Origin of the sequence: Mesorhizobium sp. SEMIA396, assembly GCF_024518615.1 — a bacterium.
Classification (GTDB): domain Bacteria; phylum Pseudomonadota; class Alphaproteobacteria; order Rhizobiales; family Rhizobiaceae; genus Mesorhizobium.
The window spans coordinates 107,684-127,426 of record NZ_JANIFC010000010.1; the positions used below are offsets into that span (position 1 = coordinate 107,684).

Consider the following 19,743-nt stretch of genomic DNA (forward strand, 5'->3'; position numbering starts at 1 on the left):
CCCGTTTGCCGGTCAACGAAGATGCCGTTTCGAAACACGTACCGAGCCATTTCAAGTCCCGCTTGGAGGCAGGATGAAGGGTGCGGTCTGTCGGTGCGAAAAGATAAGCCGTTTGGAATTCAGGAGAGAAGCAGGACCATCAGCGTGTCGTCGTCGACCATGGCGTCGAGTTCGCGGGAGATCATCAGTTGGCCCATCTTGGCCATGATAGAGGCCATGGGGTCGGCTTGGGGCAGTTGAGGGACATGCATCTTTGCCATAAGCGCTTCAACCATGGCCGGCGTCAGCTCCGGCAGGATTTCCGATTCAAGGGGTTCAACTTTGCGGGCGTGAATGTCGACGGGCTTGCCGTGCCGGTCCAGATAGATCGTTGGGCGCCGCCTGTAGTGACCGGCGCCAGGTTGGCGAGTGTCAGTTTCAGGGGGCACAATCTGAAACGCATTTGCCTGGAACGCATTCCCCTGGAAGGCTGTGGCGAAGGCCATATCCCGATCCTATAGGCCGGACGCTGCCACAAAAAACGCGTCGATCTGCCCGTCGTCGAAACCGAGCGCGGCGAAGCCGGCCAGCATCATAGGTTCCGTCCGGACGAACGAGCCGCTATTCTCGTATGCGATCTGAACTGCCCTGCTCTGTGCTGAGACGAACGATTCTACCGCATCGAGCAGACCTGATGCCAGAAGCTGTAGTTTGAACTGCCTGGCCGAGACACTGGCAGGGATCTCCGGTTTGCTCACAGTCGGCACATAGGGCGCAACAACCCCAGCGATGGCAACCGCAAAAATTTCTGGCCCATAAACCGTGTCGTCGTCGGGAGAGGCAGAAAACGGGATCCAGCCGAATTGCGGATGGTTGATCTCAACATCGATCGTGCCGGCCGCATTGTATTTCGGGTTGCGGAACTCCATCAGGAAATCCTCATCGCCAAGAACGTTCTGCGTCGGATTGCGCCGCCGCCCGTGGAGACACGACCCATAGCGCGCCAAGTTCCCGACAGAGCCGTGCCGCCTTTGATAAAAGGTGCGCCACCCGAGCCATACGTGGTGTCATCGCCGGGGTCTGTCGTGACGGCTTCTGAGAAACCAGCCGGTTGCAGCGTAGACCCGGCCATCGTTAGACCTTCCGTGATCAACGTGGCAGTTAGGCTGAACACTTGGGCGTAAGTACCGACCGCGCCGAAAGCGAGGGCAGCGTTGCCGGCACCAAAATCAACGGCGGCAACGGCGGCAGTCACAAAAGCGGTGCTTGCAATTTGGGTATTGTTGGTGCCGGGAGCCGCTGTTGCGGTGGTCATGTTGCTGGCAACACCCGACGCGGGCGTTCCCAACGCGCCGCCAACAAAATATGCTGCACCGGTTCCTACTTCGTCGGTGAGAGCAGCCCGCAAATTAGCCGATGATGGGGTCGCAAGAAACGCGGCGATGCCCGCAGCCAACCCCGAAACACCCGTGGCGATGGGGAGGCCGGTCAAGTTAGTTGCGACACCCGATGCAGGTGTGCCCAACGCGCCGCCGACGAAATAAGCCGAGCCAGTTCCTACCTCATCGGTAAGCAAGGTCCGGAGGTTTGCCGACGATGGTGCGGCGACGAATGCGTCAAAATTGGCCGCGCGAGCGATGGCTCCCCAAGAAGTGAGGTTGGCGGTGAGGGGTTGGTAAGCGGCGGCGGCATCCGATACCGATAGAGCGGTCTGGGTGACACCGTTGATCCGGTAAAACAGGCCCGTGGTTGCGGTCCACATGTCGCCGTTCGCCGGAGCGTTCGGTGCAACACCGTGCGGAAGTCTAATCGATGCCGCCGTGGTGGAACTGGTCTTGAATGTCTGGATAATGGTCCACTGCGAGGCGTTGTCGAGGGACGCCATCGCCTTGGTGACGCCGTTTACCCGAACGTACAAGCCAAAGGCAGCAGTGGTCCAGAAATCGCCATCCGCAGGCGCATTTGGCACAATGCCGTGGGGAACATTAAAACCCGCGCCAAGCACCGCTTCCGACGCGTCCGTTACCAGCTTGCCGGTCATCGTCCCGCCAGCAAGAGGCAGGCAGACCAGGGATGCCGCCGTCGCGAAATCCGATATCGTGGCGGCAAGCTGTGTGCCGGTGTGGTTCGCTCTGGCGAGCAGGAAGGCGTCCGAGCTATTGGCCGTGGCGCCATCGGCCACGTTGAGCAGCGCGCGAACCTGTGCGGGCGTCAATTCCTCGGTGTCGCCCGTCAACGCGCTTACCCGGCCAAGGATGGTCTCTGTGGCCTGGGTCAGGGCGTGTTCGTCGTTCCAGTTCGATGGCTGGACAATCGTCGGGTCGCCCGCGTCGGGAATGAGCGACGTGAACTTATGCTTCAGCGATACAGTCATTGCATCGGCACCGTTTCAACACCGATCGGGCGGCCCTGCGGGTCTTTGATGACCTTCTTCGGCGCGGTGAGTGCCTTGGTGACCATGATCATGAACTGGCCGAACTGCTCACGTTGGGCGGCCATCTCTTTCAAAACCGCCTCGCCGCCGATCGGGTCAATCTGAATTGGCGGAGGAACAATGCCGTTCGCGGCCAAGACCTGGTTCTGATCGGTTGCAGCCGCAATCTGCTTGGAGCGCAGATCGAACTGCTTTTCCTTCATCGTCATGTCGTGCTGCTCGCGGGCGAACTGCATACCCTGTTCGACCTGGGCGCCCTTGAGCTTCGCTTCAGCAGCTTTTGCTGCCGCGTCCGCCTCTCGCGTCTTCGCTTCCGCTTCAGCCTTTTGTTGTTCGGGGCTAGGCTTTGGTGTCTCAGGCTGTGCGGCTTTCGCCTTGGCATCGGTGACCATCTTTTCCAGAACGTCTTCGACAGACTTGCCGAGGTTGAACAGCCGGGAGTTGGCCGCGAAGATTTCGACGGCAACCTCTTTCGGAAGCTCCCCGGACTGGACCATTGGACCGACAGCAGCCCAGTAGGCGCCGGCACCTTGCAGGAATTCCGCAGCTTCGGCCTTTTGCCGAGACAGGTCCGCCTTCACCGTGGAATCGCTTTCGACATCGATGCGGTACATGGTCGATAGCTTCTGGGTGAGAAGCTGCTGAACAGCCTGCATCTGTGCCAGCTTGGCCTGCCGGGCTTTCTCAGCCATCTGGGCGGCCTGGGCGGCCTGCTGATACTGCTGCATCTGGTCGGGCGGCAGTTGCGCACCCTGCGGCGGCGGTGGCGGCGGCTGGATAGGCGTGAGATCCTGTTGCGTCGGGATGATCTGGACGCCCGTCATCTGCTGAAGCGTCTCGTGTGAAAACTTCGCAGGGATGATTTCCGACATCATCACGAACAGGTCGCGCGCGCCGCGCTCCATCATTCGCTGCATCTTCTGGATGCGCAGCGAGCCCCATTGCGTCTTGATCTGCTGGGCGCCTAGCGTCTCGTTGGATTTCGAAGCACCGCGAACGATGTCCGATATCCCGGTGATTTCGTAAATCGCCTGCTTGGTCTGCTCACGGGCGTTGTACAGCTCGCGAAGGACGAGGATGAACTTTTCCACCGGCCAGAACGCGACCGCTCCAGCGAGCCCACCATTGGCCGCCCAGATGTCAGCATTGCCGATCGGGACAAATTCCGTGTCGTCGGCCGCCAGCATATTGCCGATGTCGCCGGCATCGCCCGAATACCAGCCTTTCACCTTCATGTGGTTGGTGATGATGTTGATGCGCTTTGTGGTCAGGTCCAGCTCGTCGGCGAGCTTCGAATAGATCGAGAAAGGGTTGACCGGCATCAGGCGGCCGGTGAGTTCGATCGGCTGCACTGGCGTGGCGATCGGGAAGAAATTCGTGAGGCCAAGCGGGTCATCGACTGTCTTCAGGATCACGCCCGTATCGTCGACGAAGTAGACCTTGCGGCTGGTTTTGCACCAGATTTCCCAACCTGTCAGGTCGTTGTCGGATTCGCCGCGCGCCTTCTTTTCCTGGTCGCTCGTCTGCATCCCAATCATGGCGGAATCGAACGCCGTATCTTCGTTTTCGCGCGAGACGACGAACCGGAACGACAGCCATGGGCACTCGCTCCAGCGCTTGGCCGGACCATGGCGGAAATCGCGCCAGCTTACGGCTTCGAATTCGATGCGCTCGTTTGCGAGCCGTTCAGAAGGCTGAGAAGCCCCCGTGGGTGCTTGGGCGGCGTCGACCTGTACAGAGGCGTCAGGCTCCCCGCCATCTGCGACACCGCTGCCGGGGCCATACCCGTCAGTTTCTGCCTTAGCAGCTTCTCCACCGTCTTCGGCCGCAAGCTCATCAGTCACATCCTCTACGATGTCGCTCTTGAACCGGAGCCGCACCACGCCGCGACCAGCCAGGAAGGCGTCTTGAGCCTCGCCCTCCAGTTCGACCTGGAGCTTGGAATCGTCAACCTGCACCTTTATCGATCGCTCGATGATTTCCGCCACGTCTTTGCCGGCTGGATCTTCATCCGCGAAACGACGCCGCACGTCTGGCGCGGGCGGGCTGTTGATGACCGCCGGCACGATGGTTTCGACGTTGGCGTATAGGATGTTGAAATCGTAGGTCGAGCCGAGCGTTGTCGACGTGGTGTAGTCGCGGCTCGATGTCTCGCCAGTGAAGGCTTTGACGGCCTTTTCGGCATCATCCAGCCACTGCTTTTCAAGCTTACCGGCAGCTTCGACACGGTTCAGCCATTTGGCGCCCTCGTCGCGAAGGGCCTTTCCCTGCTTCTGCTGGTCGGGTGTGCGCTTGTCAGCCTTGGCCATGGCGGCAAGATGCCGGGCCAGCCAGCGAAAACATAAGCCGCTTGAAACGCTAGGGGATCAGCCCCGCGCGGACCAACGAACGGCGAAGGGATTGGTTGGCGGTTGTGGCAGGCCCGTTAGTTGAACGACCACTCGTTCCAATTTTTCACGCCGCTACCCTCGAACAATTTAAGCAAGTTCCCGCGTGCTGCGAGGCGCTCATTTGCCATCTTTACGGGATCGTAACCCTCTGGCGCTGGTGAGTACCCTAACACCGCATGAGCCTTGAAATTTTTCAGCCCATCATCGATGACACAAAATGCCCCTGCGTTGACATCTGTAAGCCTTATTTTGCGGATTTCTCCAGCCGATGCCCAAATGTAGCCGGCATCTTTTCTCTGGTGATTTTTCGCAAGTTGGCCCTGCATAATGTTTTCCCAGGCTTCAACAGCCGTGGCTTCCCAAGCTCTGCAGACGCTCAATTCCGCTTTCTTCAGTCGCTCCTTCGGGATTGCTTTGATGCTGCCGCTTTCGATCTGGTCCGGGTCAATCAATGCGTAGACAATCGGCTCGCGGTTCTTAACCACGCCTGAAGAAAACGGACTCTGCTTGGTGAGTTCTTTCGGACACTCTTTGCGGCTTACGTCTCTCGCAAATAATCGAGCAAATCGGCAGGCAAGACTTCCAGATTCGCTCTCTCCCGCCCGGGCGAGAATTGACCGCCACGATAAATTGCGTAGCCAACGGTCCCATCTTCCTCGATGCTTAGGATCGCGTGGCGCTCCCCCCATTTCCATTCGAAAGCGATCTCCCCATCATCCGCCCATACCGAAGGTAATCTGACACCAGCGGGTATTGCCTCCCAAAGCCTCGAAGCAAAACCAGCCATCCCGCCCGGAGCAGAAATCTTCGGGAACGCGGGAATCTCATAAGTGTTTGCAGGATTCGAGTGCCCTATCACCAAATTGGGCAGAGATAGGTCCGCGAACCAAGGCAAATGGTCCGTTACCGAAACCGTATTCGGATAGAGAGTTCTCTCCCACACAGACAACTCGGGCCATACCGTACTGACGTTTGGTGGCAGTGCACTGCCTGTGAGGGGTCCCCAGCCAATGAGGGGCAACTCTTCCAAAAAACAAACCCTCCCTGCCATCGTTTCTAGGACAGCAGGAGTAGTTCTAGCGGATGGCGGGATAGCTGAGCCCGGGCGCTGCTTGGGAACATAGGAAGGTCGCGTTCCACTATCTTCCCCGATTAAGGCTAGCGCACTCATCACAGTTCACCCGATTCAACATTCTGGCGACCGAGGCCAACCAGTTCATCCCATATAGGCACCAAAAGCGATCGATCCAATGGCGACGCATTGGCTGCGTCGGTACTATGATCGAGTTCAAGGCGCGCAGCAAAAACCTGCCCACCCATGACAATTCCAGCCTCATTCCCGCCAACTCTAATTGAGCCCCTCTGTATCTTCACAGACCCCAAGCTCAAAATACGGTTCAATTTTAGCGGCAGTATGTTGCTCCTCGTCGGGGAATTTATGCGATATAAAAAATCTTCAGTGTCCGGCTGAATTTTAGCACTCTTCAAGTATCCGCTAAGGATCGAATTCACACTCTTCTCGTCGGGCGCTTGTTGCAACATTACGGATCCAAGTGCCAGACGTGCCACCGGATGGGTAAAATTGGCAAGGAATTTCGACGCTACCGATTGGAATTCATCAATTCCTGCGTCCCATTCCGCGAATGCCGGGACGGCGGCGTCTTCGGCGAAATCGGCCTTGATGCCCATAATCACGTCGACCCTGTTTGGACCAAATCCCAAGGTCAGCCGACCAAGTCCAAAATCGCCAACATAGACCTTGCCGCCTGGCACGTTTTGCCGAACTTCAGCTTCGTCTTGGCCAGTGAGGAAGGTCCAATCTGCCTCGGTGCCCTTTGGCTGATCGGCAGTGAAGATAGATAGGCGCAATGATTCCAGTGACCAGTTGCTGCTCATAAGGCCTCCCCCACCACTTCCGCCATATCCCGAAACACACCAGAACGCAATTAAGCCACTCGAATAGTGCCGAAATGGTGAAAGCCATGTTTTATTGCCGTCGTCACCCCAGGCACACTCGCCAGATATCCGACCAGACCACCGCCGCTATTCCTCTGCCGCCGGCTTGAACTTTCGCACGATCATCTCGAACAGCATATCCGAAATCCACATAGCCGAAACGCCGATCAGGAAAGCAGCCGCAAGCGTCGTGGTGTCATCGGCCGGATCTGGAATCGGCAATCCCGTCGCTTTGAAATACGACACCACTGGCAGCGTGAGATAAGCCGCCGCCAGTGCGCCACAAACAGGCGAGGCTATCATTTCGCGCAGCTTGTACCGATGCCGCGACAGAGCCCGCAGGATGCCGCCAGAGAGGCCGGCAACAAGCACAGGGGCCTTGATGCCCAATAGGTCGAGCAAATCGTGCATCATGGCTTCCACCCGCACCAGTCAGCGCCCTTGGCATTGAACGAGTTCAAGTCGTCCAGTTCGGCGCGGGTCATGATCTGAACGACAGTCAGCGAGGGCCGGCGGGGCGTGTTGTGGTCGCACCAGACCTTGCGAGGGTCATCGATTGGGGCCGACGTGGCGCACGCTGACAGAAGCAGGAACACCGGGGCTATCAGTGCTTTGCCCATTTAGTCGCCTCCGCTCGGGCTTGGTCGTCTGTCATGCCGGCGGCCTGCCGTTCGGCCGCTGTTGCCTCCCGGTTCATCTCCAGACTGTCCTGGGCGGAGGCCAGGTCTCTGGCCGCCTGCTTGGCCTTGTCCTTGTTGGCGCGGTGAATCCCACCGGCAACGAACAGGCTGACGCCACCGACGACAGCCGCGAGAATGGCCATGATGACCTTGTTGTCGATCACGGCACTGAACAGCCACACCAGCAGCTCAGACATTGGGCTTGTCCTTGACGAAATAGCCGACGAGTCCGCCAACGACATACGGCAGCGGCTCCCAAATCGCCGGATCGGCGAAGTCGGGAAAGTTGTGCACGACAAGTGCCTTCACGATGCCGGCGGCCGACGCCGACACCATGGCCGCTGTCAGCTTGTTCGTTGGCAACGCGCTTGGCTGGCGAACCGTTCGCATGGTCACTTCCTCTTGAAAACGGCACCGACAACCGCGAACAGCAGCCGCCACAGCCAGTTGCGTTCGACGGTCTTCGTTTCGGCAGTCTGGGTTGGCTCGGGATAGACGATCTGCGGCGAAGCTGGCGGAACGGGAGCGGGTACAGGCGTCGACGGAGTGATGACAGGCTGAACCGCGGCTTCCCCCTGCCCTGCCAGAACGAGCGATTGCGAGCGGACGGACTTCACCCGATCGCTCCAGCCGCGCCCAAAAGTGGCCCAGGTCGGCAAACGCTTAAGGAAGGCCAGGCGGTCGTCACAGAGCGCGTCGATGACAACGCCCGCCGGCTTGCCGTTTGCGGCGGCGATGGTCGCTGGGCCTATGCGCCCGTCCTGCGTCACACCGACGACAGCCTGAAGGTACTTCGCAGCCCTGCCTGGCCCGGAATTTACCGCGAAGTCAAAGACGGCGTAATCCACGCCATCAGGGAGTTCAGCCCCAGCTACGGCGTCCCAATAGAACCTGCGATAGACCGTCGCCACCTGGGCATCGCTGATCTTGCGTAGATCCGCCTTTGTCGCATCGGCCTTCACGTAGCGGCGGAAATTGGTGAGCGTCACCCCTTTCATGGTGGCGCCGCCGGGATCGGCTGGATTGTCCGACCAGAGCCCTTCAGATTTCAGAACAAGCGCGAGCGCGTGGGCGAAATTGCGGTCCACGGCTATGCCCTCCAGAACTTGAGACGCGTGTAAATATCGAAGGCGGCAAACCCGGCCGTGAAACCAAAGCCGTCGTTGCTGCGGGTCGTACCGCATCGGTGTTCTATTCTGTATGTTTTCCCGGCAACGACCGGCGCACCGCCGATACTTCTGGTTTGCGTGAAGTCGTTGCCGTTGTCGGTCTGCTCACTGGTGCCTGCGGTGACTTCTACGCCATCAGTGACATTGAACAGCCGGGATTGATGAACGCCAATTTTACAAGCCGGCGCACTCCATTCTACCCAACCCGCGACGGTCGGCGTGAACTGGTTCGAGGCTAGGGAAATCAGCCCGTAGGGATCGCGGACTTCGGTGTTCAGGTCTCGGGTACGCCATGCGCCCGAAGTGAAGGTGCCGCCGTTGATGCCTGACGCCTTCTGGTCTTCCATGATGGCATCGGGTGCGCCGCCACCCCATTCGGGCGCCGTAGCGGCGGCGTTCATGCGCAAGGTCTGCCCTGCCGTGCCCTTTGCGAGCCTGGCTGGAGCCTTTGCCCCACTCAGATAAAGGATGTCGCCAGCGGCGGTCGATGCTGGCAGAGGCGCGAATATCTGCGTTGCCGCTCCATCGCCAACAGCAATCACATTGTCGTCGGTGTCCCACTGGATCCGCCCTTCGGTCGTCGGAGCCGGTGTTGTGCTCTGTTCAAGCACCAGAGCCGGCCCGGATATGGAGGTACCGGCGGGGATGGTCACCGGGCCGCCGTTCGCCCGCTGGTAGCCGACGCAAGCCCAGTTGCCGCTGCCGAGGGACCGGAGCGTCATGACATCGCCGGCCGCCGTGGTGATGTTCGCAGCGCCAGGCAGGATCAAGCTGGTTGCGTTGTGGGTCAGCGTGAGAATGCCCGCGAACGTCAGGACGCGCTCGGCGCCAGCGGCCACAGTGCCGAAGGCGGTAATCGCGACGGTTCCGGTGACCGTAACCGCGACACCCGTCGCATTGGCAAGATTGACGGTTGCCGCCGATGCCATGTTGGTGCCGGCGGCGTTGAAATTGTCGCTGCCGCCTACGGCCGTCGCGGCGCCCGAGCCGCCAGCCGTCAGTGGCCTTGCCGCGTTGGCATCGGCGACAAGATCGGCCACAAGCGCGTTGTATTTCGCGCTTTCGATCGTTGTGTTCGGTGTTCCAGCGGTCCCCGGAGGGGCCGAATATACTCCACCAGCGCGAGGCATGGCCGCTCCAATTCTATTGGTCGGCGCTAGGGTGCTGGTGCCTCTACGAAAAGATAAGCTACTTGGATTGCGTCATTCGCCAAAGAACGACGCCACCATTAGAAAAAGTTTATCCCCTTGTATTCGTTCGGTTATTCTGTCGGATTGCCGCCCAATAATTTGGGAAACATTGACGATGCGCCTATCTACACCTTTATGAGGTGGTTCGGGAGAGCAGCCTGGACCGCTGCTCTCCCGACAACCGAGAAAGGAGGTGAAATCTTAAATGGCTGTCTGGGCCTATCTCACGCTGAGTTTGCTGCATGTCGCAAACGGCGTGATCTACTTCGTCCTCGCCTTCTTCGGGTAATCCGAAGTTGGTGTTTCCAACCTTAGACGGCAACCCCCAGCGCCGCAACTTTAGCGGATTCTGTATCGGGAGTCCTCGATAGGTGCTGCCCGCCGCTACCCGGCGGCGGGCAGTCTTAGCGATTGCCTCGACGACGCCTGACCATGGCGTCAACGGCTTCCTTCACCGACTGGTTGCTGCGGATTGAGCCGTCCGGCATAGCCTGGTAGGCGCCCTTGTCACCTTCAGACTTCACCACCGCAACTATTGCCTCACGCCATGCGAGGCCCAGATACCGGAAGGCGGACGCGTAGTGTTCGGCCCAGTTCTTCACCGGCACGTCCCGGAAGCATTTCTTGTCATCGTCCCACTCGCGGCGGAAAGCCTTCAGGCCCTCGATGCCATCGGCCACGCGCTCATTGTTTGCGAACCGGGCAAGCTTGATAGTCTGCCGGCCGGCATTCACCCCATCAGCAAAGCTCGCAATGCCGACCATCTTCGGCTTGCGACCATGATCCTTCAGCGTTTGCAGCCGCGTGCGAGCCGTTCCCCATTGCGGGTGCAGGATATCGTGCGGAACGTAGTCGTTGCCCTTGTAGCCCTGGTCGTCGAGCCATTTGCACCAGTCTGAGAGGTCTTCGCTGTCGGGTAGATAGAAATCGACGATAATGGGCGTACCGTCGATGACCTGAAAACACCAAATCGGATTGTTGGCCGCCTTGCCCAGGTCCCATACTGTATGAACCGGATAGGCCGGGTTGACCGCAATCGGACGACCAATGCGCCCGTCCCGCTCTGCCTTGGCAACTTCGGCGCCCCAATATGATCCGACGAGCGCGCCCGCGAACGAGCAATAGAATTCCTGGTCTATCAGGAGATCCGCAATCTCCTTGCCGAACAGGCCGGTATAGATCACCCGCTGCTCTTCAATGTCCTCTTCCGAAATCGCCTGTGTCGCGTCAACGCCCAGGACTTCGGTGAACCAGCCGCGCGGGTTCGACAGCGGATCAAAGGCGTTGCCCTTTGTGGCGTCCAGCATGCCCTTGGCGTGATTGTTGCCACGTGGCGTGGTGATGAACGAAGCCCAGCCGCCATTTTCCGCCAGGATGGGCGACAGGTACGCCCACGCCGCCGGCTTCGCCAATGCCCATTCCGAAAAGGTGATTCCGACTGGTGGCGATCCAACCAGGCTGTTGAAGTTGTCGCTGCCAACGACCTGGAAAGTCGACCCGACCTTGAAGCGGACAAACATTTCATTGTCATTCATGTTCTCGATTAGAGGCTCTGGGAAGGCCTCGAACAGCCGGCGCTTGCCCGAATGCGGGTTGATCGCGTTCCATATCGCCTTGCGCGCCTGGGCGGCCTCGGGGAGCATGTGCCAATACGTGCCGGGACGCTCATGGGCGGACACGGCATGCATGTTCAGATTTATCTCGTCCTTGCCGGCGCGGCGGTGCCAGAATAGGAGCTGGCGCTTACACCCCTGCTCCCACGTGTCCCATGCCTTCTTCTGATACCAGCGAGGCCGCCAGCCGGCGTTAGGTAGCTGGATTGTCGGCATTCGCCTGTGCTTCCTGGTCCGCCAGCTTCAGCACTTGAACCACTAGCGGGCCGCCCTCGCCGTCAGTGAGCGCCACCTTGGCGCCGTACTTCTTCGGCCGCATGCGCTCAGCAATCCATTTGCGCGTGTCGATGCGAAGCCGCGAGCGCTGGATGTTCTCGCTGTTGAGCTGTTCGGTGGTCGTTCCGTCGCCGTTGACCTTGGTCATGTAGTCGTTGCTGCTGTCGTCGGCGATATCCGGCATTTCGTCGACGTGGGTGTCTGCCTGGAGTTCGCGCGCCCGCGCGTACTGGTCAAAAAACGCTGCGCGGGCCGGATTGAGCAGCCAATTGAACACAGTCGCTTTCGACGGCATGTCGTCGGCTTCACAGATCGACCGCAGGCTGTTCCCCTCTGCCAGGCTCTGGCAAATGGTATCGGCTATCTCCTGGGTGAACTCACTTGGCCGTGCCATTGCCCGACTCCTTCAGCCTGATCTGCACAAGCCGCACATTGATGCCGAGCTGCTTCGAAATCTGTCGGGCTGACATGCCTAGCGCCTTCATGTCGTTGATCGCTTTCCGCCTTTGGAGGGCGAGGAGCCGGCCCCGGTGTTTGAAGGGCCGCTTTGCCCTGACATCACCCTTGTCTCGGGCTCGCTTCACGTATTGGACGACTGTGGTAGGCGAAATGTCTAGAGACTCTGCAATGGTCTCGTAGGTGCTCATCTCCTGGTACATGTCGAGCGCCTTGTTGCGGCGCCTGGTCACGATGTCGACCGCCTTCCCGCCCCTCTTGTTGAAGGACGAGTAGGCGTGGAACGGCAGCGGCGCGCGGTGAGGCTTTCGATGCTCCATCAGTTCTCCATTCATCGCGGCAACTGCCCGGATCGATTGTTCGCCTGCGGTCGGCGCAATGTCAGGATTTCGCTAGGCGTCAAAGGCGAGCGATTAACCGCGGCAAAGGGGATGACAGGATTGACGCGGTGGTAGCCGGCGAATGTGTTGGAGGCGATGACCAGACGGTCATTTTCAACGCGGCAAATCAGAGACGTGAAGGGTGATCCGGTATTTTTCCCCCACCGCTCCAGAAGAGCCAGGTTGTCGGCGGCGAAGAAGTTTTGCGACCGAATGAGCAGAAAGGCGAGGTCATCCAGCCGCTCAGGTAGCATGTCGGCTGAAGTCCCGCGACGGACTATCTCCTCTTCGTGGGCGCTGTCCAACTCCTCGCTTCGCCACACCGGCAGCGGTGTTTTTAAATCGTCCGCATCGCGCTGGAGGCTCAACAACTGCTGGTAAGGCACATAAGGCCGGCCCCAGAATTCCGAACCAGAAGCGAGGCCGAGAACATCGTTGACGATGACAGCGTTGCCGCTGGTATCCTTCACCCCGCTATCCACTTGGATTTCAATTCGGCCGCTATTGCGCGACAGTTCGCGCGAGAGCAACTTGGAGAGCCCCGACTCCTTCTTGTCGATTTCGGCTCGCAAGTCCTCGAGCGCCTTTGCCGGTTCGGCCAATGATCTGGCAAACTTCGCGATCCTGTCCACATTTTCAGCAAGAGCCGTCCATCGGCGCTGAAGGTGACGAATTCGGGCCTCTTTCCGATACCGCTCGTCGGCGATATCGAACTCGCCCTTGTAGTGCCGCTTGGCGCAGTCATGGCCGATAAATCTCACGACACGCTCATCGGGGAAGAAGGCCATCCGGCCGATCTTGAACCAAGGGCCTGTAGGATGACAAATAGGACATGGCACCATGTCCTGGTTTTCGCGCTTAAAGATTGGAACCTCGATCTCGCCTGATAGGAAGCGAAGTGTGCCAATGATTTCAGGCTTGGTGGTCGTCACATTCTCGAAGCGCTCCGGATGCCCAGTCGCGTTCGTAAACTCTAGCCACCGGTCAACATAGTCGTCGGATGGCTTCTCATCGAATACCGGGAAGGAAACGAGTGCGTTCGTCATTGAGGCACACCTTTCGAGGCGAGATAGTCGTTAATATTCACATGCCGCACTGGGGATGCGGCGCCGAACGTGCCGAGTTGAGAGGTGCTGAAGGCCCGCTTGGCTTGGGGATCGAACTTCGCCGAGGCGCCCTTCCGCAACCAGCCCGGAGCCTTGGCCGCATTGATCTTCAGGCGGTTCTCAGCCTTGCGCTGCTTTTTCGCCTCCCGCTTTTCCTTTCGGCTGAGGTTCCTTGAAATTCCACCGGAATCCGCAGATTTCCGGATGGCTTTCGCCGACCGTCTAGGCGCCGGTCCCGCAGAAAGGATCTTGGTGGATATCCAGTCAGCCCGCTTTTCAGCCGGCGATATAGGCGAGCCATCAAGCCGATCGGCCGCGCGCCACGCTTCCGCATTGGTCGGGAACGGTCCGGCCAATGTTGCCGTGCCGTCGACCACGACGAAGCCGTCTGCTGTCTCGATTACCGTCATGCTGCGTCGCCCTCATTGCGACGCGCGGCGCGCCGTAGCTCTTCCTGCACGGCGTCCGAAAATGTCTGCACCTCTTTCCTTATCGCGGCTTCGGTCATTCCGGCCCTGGTCAGTTGCCCGACGACGCCCGCGACAGTCTGGCGCCAATAGTGGTCAGCCGAACGACCGCGACGAGCCGATAGCAGTTCAGCCGTCCGTTTGATTTTTCCGAGACGACGAGCCATTGGAAAGCAGATCACGAGGCCCATCATGCAGCCCTCTCGCGCGTGTAAGCACTAAGGTTTGAACCTTCGGAGCCCCTTTTATCTTCTAAGGTGTGATCTAAGGTTTGATCATAAGGTATAAGGGTAACCACACCGTCACCCGCGCAGGTGACTGTCTGATTATCCAATGGGGTATTTGGACGATTACGTAAAGACGGCAGAGGTGACTGGATAATCACCTTGTTCTGGCGGTCGCAGACATACTCGTCCAGATCGGACAAAACGTCCATCGCCCAGCCAAAGTTCAGGACGTAGACTTGGGAGCGTTTCGCCGATCGACCGATGATTTGCTGCTTTTCGAGGGGAAGGCTTCGAACAGGGACGCGCGTAATCGCGCCCGCGTTCTGTAGAATTCGAAGCCACTTGGAAATCTGCTCAGGAGCATCGGCGCCGAGCATCTGGGAAATTGTTTCGCGCGTCGGCCAAGCGCAGCCGACAGCCTCGTTGTATTTATCCTGCAACTCGCCCGCCACTCGCACGGCTCCCGGCGAATCCCGGAAACCTTTGAAATAGCGGACCGCCCGGCCCCAAGCGTGTTTGTCCATCATCATCAGTGGGCCCTCGCCCGGATCAGCGCCGCTTGCCGGCAGGCCTCCACCGCGTCTTTGAGTGGCAATTTGAACCGCTCTTGGATCTGCGGGATTATCGCCTTCGTGCGATCCGCCGAGCCGGTAGCCAGCCAAGTGGCGGCGAGGTCGACCGGGCCTTGAGTATTGCCGATGCCGGTGCTCATGCGGCGTTAGCCACGTCTTCAAGGATCACGACCGGCGAGCTTAAGCGGTAGATTCCGTGCGAACCGGCGAACGGGCCGCCGTGGCTCTCGTACTCGGTTTCAATGGCGAACCCGAGCTTGCGCAGCTTGTGCGTGTAGTCTGACCATCGAGGCCCGGGATGCGTGATTGGTGTACAGCCACTTTGACCGGCTTTGACCAACTCGCGCATTGCCCAAGCTACGCGCCCGTCCAGTCGGATCGGATTTCCATCCGGCTCGACCTTGACGATGATGCTGAATTTGTTCGCGCTCTTAACAGAGTTTGCATTAACGCGACTCGCGTCGACTGCTATGAGGGGCATGTCATTCTTCCTTTTCCGATTTAGGTCCGCGATTGGAGGAGTGATTTTGAGGTAGGAAAGTAGGCGGCTGCTTTGGCGAGGAGACCGCTTACTTTCCGGCTTCATTGGCCGTCGCTCCTTTCGGAAGAGCATCGAGCCAGGCTTGCGCATCATCTTTGCGGATCAGGGTCTTCCGTCCTGCCTTGCGGTAAGGCAAGCGACCGGATTTCAGCTCTTCATAGAGCAACGAGCGACCGACGCCGAAAGCAGCGCAAAATCCCGAAACAGTAAATGCGTTTGGGCTTACTTCCATTTCAGTTCCTTCCTTTGGTTCGCGCCAAACAGACGCGGGTGATTTGTTACGGATTCTAGCGGATTTCGAGTCCCTCTGCACACCCTGGAGAGTGTTATCCCGAGGGATTTTGTACCCCTTTCATTCCAATGACTTAGCTGGTGTTTATCCACAGGTTGCCCACAGAGATGTTCAGCGTTCGTTCCCGTTCGACAGTAAAGCGAACGACATCCGGTAAAACGAGCCGCTGGTTTCTCTGGGGGTAAGGGACAGGAAAAACAGCAGGGCGCAGGCCTCTCTAGGAGAGGCTCTGCAAGCGTGGCACGGCAGAAAGCCGGGCCGGTCCCTCAAAACTGATTTTTTCCGAGTTCAACAGAACGATGTGAATCTCGGCGATTTGCCGCGTTTAGTCAATGGCATGCACGAGCGGATACCAACGTTATCTTACGACACGTAGATTACCCCGAGCCGCAGGCGCATTCAGATAGTTCGCCCAAGCAGACATCAGTTTGCGGCGCTTCTCCAATGCGTCCGACCGACGATAGGCATTCTCGACAGCATCGCCGACCTTGTGGGCAAGAGCAGCTTCCGCGACCTCGCGCGGGAAACTGGTCTCATCCCCGGCCCAATCTCGGAAGGCTGACCGGAAACCATGCGGCGTGTATTGCCCGACTTCCATGCGCCGCATCTGCATCGTCATCGCCATCACCGACAGCGGCATATCAACCGGCCGCTTGCTCTCCCCTGGGAAGACATAGTCCGACACGCGCGCATCGTAGAGCGGCGTCAGGATAGCCAGGGCGGCATCAGTCAGCGGCACCCTATGAAGGACGCCGGCCTTCATGCGATCAGCCGGCACAGTCCAGACCTTCTCGTCCAGATCGAGTTCGGGCCACTTGGCGCCTAACACTTCGCCAGAGCGCGCAGCCGTCAGGATGAGAAAGTCCATCGCCTTCGCCGACATAGCCTCAGACGCCCGCAGGCGCTTCACAAACGCCGGCACGTCCGCGTATGGCATAGCGGCATGGTGGCCGCGTGAAAGCTTCTTGCCCTTAGCCAGGAGGTGTTGCAGGTGACCGCGCCACAAGGCCGGGTTTTCTCCCGATCGATGACCTGCAGCTTTCGCCGCATCCAAGACCCGCTCAATCCGACCGCGCAGCCGTTGCGCCGTTTCCGGCTTCTCGAACCAGATCGGCTTCAGGATCTCCAGAATGTCGGCCGTGTCCACCTCGTCCACAGGCTTCTTGCGGATCGATTTGCAGTAGGCATCGCCGAGGGTCATTTCCCACTGTGCCTTGTGCTTGGCATTGCGCCAGCCCTTGCCGACAGCAGCGATCAGGTCTTCGGCGCATTTCGCGAATGTCGGCTTTTCGGTCTTGGCTTCCGTGTCGATCGGGTCAAGGCCACGGCGCAGGCGGTCCCGGCAGTCGGTGGCGGCAATGCGCGCATCCTTCAAAGATACGGAAGGGTAAGAGCCGAGGCCAACTTCCTTCCACTGACGGCCCTTTCCAGAGCCCTTGAAGTGGACGAAGGTCCAGGACTTGGTGCCTTCCTTCTTCGCCAACAAATAGAGCCCGCCGCCGTCGCTATGCCGCCCTGCCTTCAGGCCTTTGGCGCGGATGGTCGTTTCGGCCAGCAAGTTGAGTGAGCGAACCATTCCCTGCAACTCCGTTCCTAACTTCGATGCACGATGTTAGCGGATTTGACCGGACTACTGCAAACGCAGAACGCCGAAAGGCCAAGGGAATCAACGGGTTTTTGGTATATTAGCGGACGATGGCGGACTTAGGTTTAGAAGACACTTCCTCCGCCAGACGTCGAAGGTCCGTTCCGGAGACATGGGTAGCAGTTTGTACCTAAGACATGATGACAACCGCGTGCTTGACGGGTTGTCGATTGGTTGCAAGGTCCTCTGTTCCAGTCGATATGTCCGAACTGCGAGTCATCGTCTCGATCAGAGCGCCCGGTTGCGTCAGGCTCACTTTGAAGTTCGGATGGATGACTGTTATTTCCTCTCGGGAGCGCTCCGCCGAACATCTCCATGGTCCTTTCAATGAGGCGATAGATAGTCAGGCTGCGCCGGCTGCAGTTGCGGTCAATGGCTGGAGGAAGTGATCGTTGATGACACCGGCCGCCCCTGCATTCAGGCATGGGCGGCCGTCTTGTGGAGCGGGATGACGCGGCTCGATAAGCAGCCAGCCTGTTGGCGCGGGATCGCTCCAGCTTTCGTCACCTCCGCCCAGATCAGCCCGCGGCGCTCGGCACCGGCGTGTTGAGCAGCTGCTGTTCCCAGAGGTACGCGATGCCGCTGCCGCCGAAGTGCTGAATGAGAATCTCGGTCAGCTCCTCGACATGCTCGGTGCGCGCCCAATCGCGTTGCCATTCGCCAGTGAGCGCCATCACGGTCATCACGTTCGCGCCGGCCGCGATCATTCGCTGGATGGCAACTTCGTGAGACTCCCTCGAAATCCCGCCCGACGCGTCGGTGATCACGGTCACGTCCCAGCCTTCGCCGGCGGCCTGGATCACAGGCATTGCGACGCAGACCTCGGTCCACAGGCCGGCGATGATCAGCTGCTTGCGGCCGGTCGCCTTGACGACGTTCACCACATTCTCGTCCTGCCAGGTGTTCACCCAGGTGCGATCGATGACTTCCTGGTCCGGAAATACGTCGGTGATCTGCTTGAAGAGAAGTCCTCCGCGCGCCGCAATCACGCTGGTGAGAATGGTCGGAACACCGAAGGCTTTTGCTAGCTTCGCCAGCGCGGTCGTGTTGTTGACCACCATGTGTGGGTCGTGGCTGTTCAGATTGGCCAGCTGATAGGGCTGGTGGTCGATCAGGACGAGGACCGAATCTGCGGGACGAAGAAGCGAAGCAAGGCCGTTACGAGGGGTCATCAAGACTTCCTTTCTCTGCCGTCTGGACGGCATGGGTTTTCGGGAGACATGCGCCAGCGGGCGACGTTGCCGAAACGCAATTTGCTGTTCCTTTTGGTGATGCGATAGTGCCATATTCAGGCAAGCTGTGTCGCGAAACGAGGAACGCCGATTGGACATCGAAGATCTGCAGACATTCGTCGTAGTGGCCGATGCCGGGGGCGTATCGGCCGCCGCCCGCCGACTCGGCGTCTCCAAGTCGATCGTCAGTCGGCGGCTCTTTCGGGTTGAGGCGGAGCTTGGCGTCCAGCTTCTTGCACGAACGACCCGCGGCGCCGCGCTCACGGAGGCGGGAATTACTTTCAGAGATCATGCGGCCCGAGCCAGCGCCGAGATTGATACGGCCAGGGAAGCGATCTTCCCCACCGGTGAGCTACGCGGCCGCCTGAGGGTTGCCATGCCGCTTACTTTCGGCGCGACCCATTTTGCTCCCGTGCTCGCGGAAATGGCGCGTCTGCACCCGAAGCTTCACATCCATACTTCTTATAGCGATCGCTTCGTCGATCTCATCGCAGAGGGTTTCGATTGCGCGATCCGGGGCGCCTACCTTCAGGATTCCAACCTGATCGCGAAGCGCGTCGGGCCTATCCATGGAAAGCTTGTCGCGAGCCCGGATTACATCAAAGCGCACGCGTCACCCGAGACTCCGGACGAACTCGTCACCCATCAGGCCCTCATGCAGGGAACGGAAGCCTGGCAGTTCATGGATGGCGACAAGATTGTTACGGTCCAGCCGCAGGGCAGGTTCAAGGCCGACAGCGCCACGGCGCTTGCCGCGGCGGCGGCGGCGGGTCTCGGCATCGCCTGGCTCCCCGATTGCATTACACATGAACATGTGGCCTCCGGCGCGCTGGTCCCGATCATGACACGCTATCCGGTACCTCCGGGAGCTGCGTATGTCGTACGCCCGCCGGGGCAGCATCCTACGCGGAAAGTGCGCGTGCTCACCGACATGCTGATTGAGTATTTCAAACGCAACCCGGATCTTTGGGGTCTTGACGGCTAGGACACGAACGGTTCGAAGCCGTGTCAAACAACCGCGTTCGACGGTCCCATTGCTCCGAGCCGTTGCGTTCGGCGACATTGCTTGCACGTTCCGTGCGTTAGCGCCCTTACAGAGCCTTTAGCCTTTGGAAAGGGAGATGTGGTTCCTCTCGGA

25 protein-coding genes are annotated in these 19,743 nt (G+C 59.3%); 1 reads left to right on the plus strand and 24 read right to left on the minus strand.

The features are described 5' to 3' along the window. Positions 1-119: 119 nt before the first annotated feature. From NP503_RS23135 to NP503_RS23250, 24 genes are all read right to left on the minus strand, one after another. Entirely contained in the window at positions 120-485 is a 366-nt protein-coding gene (locus NP503_RS23135) for a hypothetical protein (RefSeq protein WP_127270717.1), read from the minus strand. Positions 486-494: 9 nt separating this feature from the next. Beyond that, entirely contained in the window at positions 495-908 is a 414-nt protein-coding gene (locus NP503_RS23140; RefSeq protein ID WP_236383071.1) for a hypothetical protein, read from the minus strand. After that, positions 908-2,353: a hypothetical protein gene (locus NP503_RS23145; RefSeq protein ID WP_127270719.1), complete on the minus strand. Its 1,446-nt coding sequence runs from the start codon at positions 2,351-2,353 to the stop codon at positions 908-910. Before NP503_RS23145 ends, NP503_RS23140 begins: the two co-directional genes overlap by 1 nt. Further along, positions 2,350-4,722 (minus strand): hypothetical protein, encoded by a 2,373-nt coding sequence (locus tag NP503_RS23150; RefSeq protein ID WP_127271044.1) that lies wholly within the window; start codon positions 4,720-4,722, stop codon positions 2,350-2,352. The genes NP503_RS23145 and NP503_RS23150 overlap by 4 nt, the downstream gene beginning before the upstream one ends. A 116-nt stretch (positions 4,723-4,838) precedes the next feature. Continuing rightward, positions 4,839-5,498: a hypothetical protein gene (locus NP503_RS23155; protein ID WP_127271046.1), complete on the minus strand. Its 660-nt coding sequence runs from the start codon at positions 5,496-5,498 to the stop codon at positions 4,839-4,841. A gap of 475 nt (positions 5,499-5,973) precedes the next feature. Further along, positions 5,974-6,699, minus strand: coding sequence for a hypothetical protein (locus NP503_RS23160; RefSeq protein WP_127269583.1), 726 nt, complete (start codon positions 6,697-6,699; stop codon positions 5,974-5,976). Between the two features lie 147 nt (positions 6,700-6,846). Beyond that, positions 6,847-7,170, minus strand: a complete 324-nt coding sequence (locus tag NP503_RS23165; protein ID WP_127271068.1) for a hypothetical protein — start codon at positions 7,168-7,170, stop codon at positions 6,847-6,849. Next, positions 7,170-7,379 carry a hypothetical protein gene (locus tag NP503_RS23170; RefSeq protein WP_127271047.1) on the minus strand — a complete coding sequence of 70 codons (210 nt, stop codon included), beginning with the start codon at positions 7,377-7,379 and terminating at the stop codon, positions 7,170-7,172. Before NP503_RS23170 ends, NP503_RS23165 begins: the two co-directional genes overlap by 1 nt. Beyond that, complete coding sequence (locus NP503_RS23175; RefSeq protein ID WP_127271048.1) at positions 7,364-7,636, minus strand: hypothetical protein; 273 nt, start codon at positions 7,634-7,636, stop codon at positions 7,364-7,366. Before NP503_RS23175 ends, NP503_RS23170 begins: the two co-directional genes overlap by 16 nt. Next, positions 7,629-7,829, minus strand: coding sequence for a hypothetical protein (locus NP503_RS23180; protein ID WP_127271050.1), 201 nt, complete (start codon positions 7,827-7,829; stop codon positions 7,629-7,631). The genes NP503_RS23175 and NP503_RS23180 overlap by 8 nt, the downstream gene beginning before the upstream one ends. A 2-nt stretch (positions 7,830-7,831) precedes the next feature. Continuing rightward, entirely contained in the window at positions 7,832-8,527 is a 696-nt protein-coding gene (locus tag NP503_RS23185) for a glycoside hydrolase family 108 protein (RefSeq protein ID WP_127271052.1), read from the minus strand. Positions 8,528-8,529: 2 nt separating this feature from the next. Continuing rightward, positions 8,530-9,648, minus strand: a complete 1,119-nt coding sequence (locus NP503_RS23190; protein WP_236383070.1) for a hypothetical protein — start codon at positions 9,646-9,648, stop codon at positions 8,530-8,532. A gap of 554 nt (positions 9,649-10,202) precedes the next feature. After that, entirely contained in the window at positions 10,203-11,627 is a 1,425-nt protein-coding gene (locus NP503_RS23195) for a hypothetical protein (RefSeq protein ID WP_127270802.1), read from the minus strand. Then, positions 11,605-12,081, minus strand: a complete 477-nt coding sequence (locus tag NP503_RS23200) for a hypothetical protein (RefSeq protein ID WP_027036518.1) — start codon at positions 12,079-12,081, stop codon at positions 11,605-11,607. The genes NP503_RS23195 and NP503_RS23200 overlap by 23 nt, the downstream gene beginning before the upstream one ends. Then, the gene (locus NP503_RS23205) at positions 12,065-12,463 is read right to left on the minus strand and encodes an HTH domain-containing protein (protein WP_127270804.1); all 399 of its coding nucleotides are present in this window, start codon (positions 12,461-12,463) and stop codon (positions 12,065-12,067) included. The genes NP503_RS23200 and NP503_RS23205 overlap by 17 nt, the downstream gene beginning before the upstream one ends. Before the next feature lie 11 nt (positions 12,464-12,474). Beyond that, a complete protein-coding gene (locus tag NP503_RS23210; protein ID WP_127271057.1) occupies positions 12,475-13,569 on the minus strand; it encodes a hypothetical protein in 1,095 nt (364 codons plus the stop codon). Next, positions 13,566-14,039: a hypothetical protein gene (locus NP503_RS23215; protein WP_127268285.1), complete on the minus strand. Its 474-nt coding sequence runs from the start codon at positions 14,037-14,039 to the stop codon at positions 13,566-13,568. Before NP503_RS23215 ends, NP503_RS23210 begins: the two co-directional genes overlap by 4 nt. After that, positions 14,036-14,290 carry a DUF6074 family protein gene (locus NP503_RS23220; protein WP_127268284.1) on the minus strand — a complete coding sequence of 85 codons (255 nt, stop codon included), beginning with the start codon at positions 14,288-14,290 and terminating at the stop codon, positions 14,036-14,038. The genes NP503_RS23215 and NP503_RS23220 overlap by 4 nt, the downstream gene beginning before the upstream one ends. Continuing rightward, a complete protein-coding gene (locus NP503_RS23225) occupies positions 14,287-14,853 on the minus strand; it encodes a hypothetical protein (RefSeq protein WP_127268283.1) in 567 nt (188 codons plus the stop codon). The genes NP503_RS23220 and NP503_RS23225 overlap by 4 nt, the downstream gene beginning before the upstream one ends. After that, positions 14,853-15,035: a hypothetical protein gene (locus NP503_RS23230; protein WP_127268282.1), complete on the minus strand. Its 183-nt coding sequence runs from the start codon at positions 15,033-15,035 to the stop codon at positions 14,853-14,855. The genes NP503_RS23225 and NP503_RS23230 overlap by 1 nt, the downstream gene beginning before the upstream one ends. Beyond that, entirely contained in the window at positions 15,032-15,376 is a 345-nt protein-coding gene (locus tag NP503_RS23235) for a hypothetical protein (protein WP_127268281.1), read from the minus strand. Before NP503_RS23235 ends, NP503_RS23230 begins: the two co-directional genes overlap by 4 nt. A gap of 88 nt (positions 15,377-15,464) precedes the next feature. Beyond that, positions 15,465-15,668, minus strand: a complete 204-nt coding sequence (locus NP503_RS23240; protein WP_127268280.1) for an excisionase family DNA-binding protein — start codon at positions 15,666-15,668, stop codon at positions 15,465-15,467. Positions 15,669-16,086: 418 nt separating this feature from the next. Further along, positions 16,087-17,286, minus strand: coding sequence for a site-specific integrase (locus NP503_RS23245; RefSeq protein WP_306255448.1), 1,200 nt, complete (start codon positions 17,284-17,286; stop codon positions 16,087-16,089). A 605-nt stretch (positions 17,287-17,891) separates the two neighbouring features. Beyond that, positions 17,892-18,545: a hydrolase gene (locus tag NP503_RS23250; RefSeq protein ID WP_127268278.1), complete on the minus strand. Its 654-nt coding sequence runs from the start codon at positions 18,543-18,545 to the stop codon at positions 17,892-17,894. 151 nt (positions 18,546-18,696) lie between these two features. Between NP503_RS23250 and NP503_RS23255 the strand changes: the two genes are divergently transcribed. Then, the gene (locus NP503_RS23255) at positions 18,697-19,590 is read left to right on the plus strand and encodes a LysR family transcriptional regulator (RefSeq protein WP_127268277.1); all 894 of its coding nucleotides are present in this window, start codon (positions 18,697-18,699) and stop codon (positions 19,588-19,590) included. The last annotated feature ends 153 nt before the right edge of the window (positions 19,591-19,743 follow it).